Consider the following 4373-nt stretch of genomic DNA (forward strand, 5'->3'; position numbering starts at 1 on the left):
TAAAAACGATTAGCCATATGGGAAGATGATCACTGTGTGATATCAGCTGTAAGATGATAACTAATAGCAAGGCGCCAACCGGCTGCGCACGGACCGCAAATACGTTGCTCTGTCCGCTGATCACTGCTTTGTCATCACCTTCTCTTAAGTCTTTCTGCATTATCAAGCCACTAATATGATCACGTGCAAATTAATATAAGGCTAGCTGTTTAAGGCAGGCATAATAGTGCGCCTCACTTGAATCAGGTTCAATCACTATCACCGGTAACTCAAGACCAAAAGCTTGCTTAGCCTTGTACAGCCGAGTTATTTTCTCACACATAAACTGTAAGCGTTGCTCTTTTCCGTAGGGTTCATAATCTTGCCAACGTACACGGCTTGCATCTGAAGCAGTTAAGTCATTATCTTTAACCACTAGCAATTCAGAGCTTGCATATTTTTTCCAGTTAATACGCTGCATAGAATCGCCCGCTTGATAAGCACGAAGCGAATTATAGTCATCGGACCTTTGATCGCTCCTCAAACCTTTTTCAGCGCTATTCTCTGCTTTTGTAGGACTCCCTTCTACAGGTTTTGGGTAAACGAGTAGCGAGGCATCCAGTTTCAGCCATGTCCAGGCTCGAACCAGCCCAAAGGGAAAGCACGACTCCAAACGCAATCTTTTTAAGGTATGGTATCCCCGGTTTTTAAGTCCACCTTGAACCGGATATTCATTAAGATTATTCGTTACCGGAGGGACGGCACTCATTTGTCCTGCATCAAAGCCCACTTTAAGACCAAATGCCACTCCCTGCTCTTTTCTGTATTTCACGTAAAAGTAGCCGCGCTCCCCCTCAAATACACCCTCTTCTTTAGCACTACTAATTTCAAGCCCGGACATATTCAAAAAACACATCCAGATAGAGAAAAAGAAAATCGCACCTAAGAAGAATGTAAATAGGTAAATAAGGCTATTCTGATAATTAATTGCCGTTATCAGCATCAACAACAAAAGTAACAGATAAGCAAAACCCGCACGCGACGGGAAAATATATATATTTTTTTGGGATAATCGAAAGTAGTCACTTCGCTTACTGCGTGACGCAATCATCTCACCAACTCTTTCAGCTAAGGGCAACTTCAACTAGACACATCCCGCATAATTACTTTTCTTAACAGAAACATAGACTATAAACCTTGCATTAGCGGATCTCAGCCTAAATAATTACAGTATAGCTGACAGGTTGCTCACTTTTTCACCTGTTATTCTGCTGATCGTATAATATCGCAGGCACCGAATATGAACACTAGCTCTAGCATCATCCTAAAAGCGTCACCTTTATTACTACTGCCACTAATGGCTGGCGCAGAAGTTAAATCTCTTAGCAGTTCAGAGTTAACCGAAACCTATATCAAGGACTCGACAATTATTGTCACGCCTAAAAAGCAGGAAATTGAGACAACTCAAAAAACTTACTCCAGCCTGACAATTGCCCCGGTTGAAAATGTAGACCAGGATATGGATAAGCTAGGGCACCAACAGAACCACGTCGATGGCACTGCCAGCTCTGTCCTACTCAGTGAAGAAATGCTACGAAATGCAGCGATTGCTTCAGCAACCATCGCGCCTATTGACGTTGTGATCCCAACCTACGACGAGGTTAACACTCGCACAATGGAAGAAGTCATGAACGATACACGCTACGCGGTACCCGAGGGTGATTTCGACTTTGTCTATATTGGTGGCGACGGTGCCAACGATCTTGGGCTAAGTAGACAGGACAATCAACTTACCTTTTCAATTGGCAACCTTCCTCAAATTGACAAAATTGAACTTCCTCACGGTATTGATGAAGGTCCGCTTCAAATTACCCCGCGCGTTGGCGGCGGATTTGACCTAACCATTAATATCCCTGATCAAAATTAGTAAAAGCTCATATAGCAGTCTATTTTTTTCTAACCTAATAGACTGCTAAACCCACCTTCTCACTTGTTCGCAATACTCCCTGTAACTCGCCCCAAAGATCTTTACCAAAGCACGCTCTTCGGGCTTTATTTGAATTGCCGTCATGACATAGACGTACAATGCAAACACTAAGAAGTTAAAAGGGTTTGCCAAATACACAGCCCAAGCAAGCAACTGCGCTGCCATACCCACATACATTGGATTTCTCGAGTACTTATAAACTCCATCAACCACAAGCGTGGTCGCATTTTCAGGTTTAATAGGGTTAACGGTTGTTTTATTTTTCCAGAAGCTAAATACCGCTGGCATTAAGAAAAACACAGACGCAAGCCCCAAGACAGCCATAACAATACCAGCCAAGAGCCCAAACCGATATAGACTCACTGAAATCAAAGTATCCAGCCCATACATAATGCCTGCTGCAATCAGTGTTTGAAGTGGTGGAGGAATCCGAATATTCACGAGAACATATACCTATAAGTTAACTTTTATTAGCTACTAACGGGTTCAACTATTGCAATGATTAAAATGCTAGTTTAGAGTAGCGCACCTTTCTGGGAGCGTAACAGGGTTTACACCATTTGCGAAGCTAGAAAGTTCAAAACGGAGAGGTGTCCGAGTGGCCGAAGGAGCACGCCTGGAAAGTGTGTATACCGCAAGGTATCGAGGGTTCGAATCCCTCCCTCTCCGCCAATTAGTTTCCTAACAACACCCTATCAACAAACAACCCTATCAAATGGTTAGATTCTGGTGTTTCTTGGGCGCTTTCTAATACCTCTGTTAAATGCCCATCATCATCTGTATATTTTTCTTTGTAGTAGGTCAGCCTGTCAATCAAAATATCTCGATCAACTTCAGGATGGAACTGGAATGCCCAGAATGGTTTGTTCGCAACTCTAAAGGCATGGCAGCAAATATCGGTATAGGCTAATTCTATGCAGCCTTCGGGTGCCGAAATCGCTTTTTGCTGATGAACCGATACTGCGAGAAAGTCATTTCTGATGCCACGAAAGACCTGATCTGAAGCAGCATGTTCGGTGAGAGATATTGGGATAGTGCCCATCTCGTAATTTTCTTTGTCATCAATAATTTCACGTCCCAATGCTTGGGCAGCTAACTGAAAACCAAAACAAGATGCAAATACAGGGGTTTCATTTTCGACACACTGTAAAAGCAAGCGTTCAGCGTGAGGCACGAAAGTATATGTTTCAGGCTCCAAGACATTTGCCTCACTGGCTCCACCTACAAATAGTGCATCGTAGCCCTGCGCTACATCTCTCGCAAAGTCTGGCTGATCGAAAACGTTTAATACATCAAATTGGGTGACATCAAGCTTACTGTATCGAGCAAAGCTTTCTAATTCTTCCTGCTTAACTTGCTCGGTTTCCCTGATTTGTAATAATAATATTTTAAGGTCTGATCGTTCTTTGCTGGGCATAGGTACTTTCTTAATCCATGTTTTTTGACATACACCACTTTAGCAAAAACAACGAACAACTGTAAGAATTAGCAAATACAATCAAAACCTTGCAAACTAACTGTCATCTAAAAGGTTTATTATTGAGGAAGAACTTTTCTCACTAACATTTTTGATATTTCTAGAGGCTTTCTGATGAAGCACTTGTATCTCTTACGCCACGCTAAGTCCAGTTGCTCTAAGCCTTCTCTTTCGGATTTAGACAGACCACTGAACAAGCGAGGATTACGTCAGATAGCTATCATGTCTCCTATTCTTGAAGCTGACGGCGCATTACAAGCAAACATCTACTCCAGCAATGCAGAACGTGCACGGCAAACTATTCAGGCAACCCTTACATGCGCTAACTCATTCACTGAAGTCAAAACTGACAAAGATCTATACACGTTTAGCAGGAAGAAATTACTAAAATGGCTGCATAAGCTCGGCGATGATGAGAATCAAGTATTGATCGTTGGCCACAACCCTGCTTTTGAGGAACTTCTAGAGTTTCTTTTAAAGACACCCATAAAGAGTTTATCTACCTGCAGCTATGTTCATTTAGAACTTGATACGCCAAGCTGGGCTGCCTTGTCTCCTCTTCAGGCGAAAGTACGACGCTTAATTACGCCCACCTCGGCAAGCTATAATGAGTATATGCGTAAAGTAAACAAAGCAGCTCACGATGCTGAAAGCGATCAAAATCAAATCCAGACAAATTTACTCAAACTTCACAAAATGTCCTTGGGTTTATTGCCTGGCTGTCTTGCAGATATAGATTCCGAATTTGTTCATCAATACAGAGTTTGTCTAAGAAAAACCTGGTCAATTGCTAGCATGATTTACACCTTAACAAAAGACAAAACGCTTGATCAGCACCTACGGAACTTAAAACAGCACGCAATGCTCACTGGCGAGCTGAGAGATTTAGACGTATTTCTAAACTACCTTTCAGTCATTTCTGGTGAAGAG

General features: G+C 42.4%; 5 protein-coding genes and 1 tRNA gene. 3 read left to right on the top strand and 3 right to left on the bottom strand.

Annotated elements, in window-relative coordinates; genetic code table 11:
- Positions 1–190 precede the first annotated feature (190 nt).
- Positions 191–1123, bottom strand: coding sequence for a DUF58 domain-containing protein (locus tag A3761_RS20460; RefSeq protein WP_068750788.1), 933 nt, complete (start codon positions 1121–1123; stop codon positions 191–193).
- 156 nt (positions 1124–1279) lie between these two features.
- Here A3761_RS20460 and A3761_RS20465 point away from each other — a divergent pair, with 156 nt between their 5' ends.
- Positions 1280–1906, top strand: coding sequence for a hypothetical protein (locus A3761_RS20465; RefSeq protein WP_068513687.1), 627 nt, complete (start codon positions 1280–1282; stop codon positions 1904–1906).
- A gap of 45 nt (positions 1907–1951) precedes the next feature.
- Here the strand turns inward: A3761_RS20465 and A3761_RS20470 are convergent, their stop codons facing one another.
- Positions 1952–2407, bottom strand: a complete 456-nt coding sequence (locus A3761_RS20470; protein ID WP_156490420.1) for an isoprenylcysteine carboxylmethyltransferase family protein — start codon at positions 2405–2407, stop codon at positions 1952–1954.
- A gap of 143 nt (positions 2408–2550) precedes the next feature.
- Between A3761_RS20470 and A3761_RS20475 the strand changes: the two genes are divergently transcribed.
- A tRNA-Ser gene (locus A3761_RS20475) sits at positions 2551–2638 on the top strand.
- A gap of 1 nt (position 2639) precedes the next feature.
- Here A3761_RS20475 and A3761_RS20480 read toward each other — a convergent pair.
- Positions 2640–3383: a type 1 glutamine amidotransferase gene (locus A3761_RS20480; protein ID WP_068513692.1), complete on the bottom strand. Its 744-nt coding sequence runs from the start codon at positions 3381–3383 to the stop codon at positions 2640–2642.
- 174 nt (positions 3384–3557) lie between these two features.
- Here A3761_RS20480 and A3761_RS20485 point away from each other — a divergent pair.
- A partial coding sequence (locus A3761_RS20485) for a CHAD domain-containing protein (protein WP_156491992.1) occupies positions 3558–4373 on the top strand: 816 nt, incomplete at its 3' end.

The sequence above is a fragment of the Oleiphilus sp. HI0123 genome (genome assembly GCF_001635315.1).

Coding starts and splice junctions, on each gene's coding strand:
- A3761_RS20480 (WP_068513692.1), bottom strand. CDS start 3,383: ATGCCCAGCAAAGAACGATCAGACCTTAAAATATTATTATTACAAATC.
- A3761_RS20465 (WP_068513687.1), top strand. CDS start 1,280: ATGAACACTAGCTCTAGCATCATCCTAAAAGCGTCACCTTTATTACTA.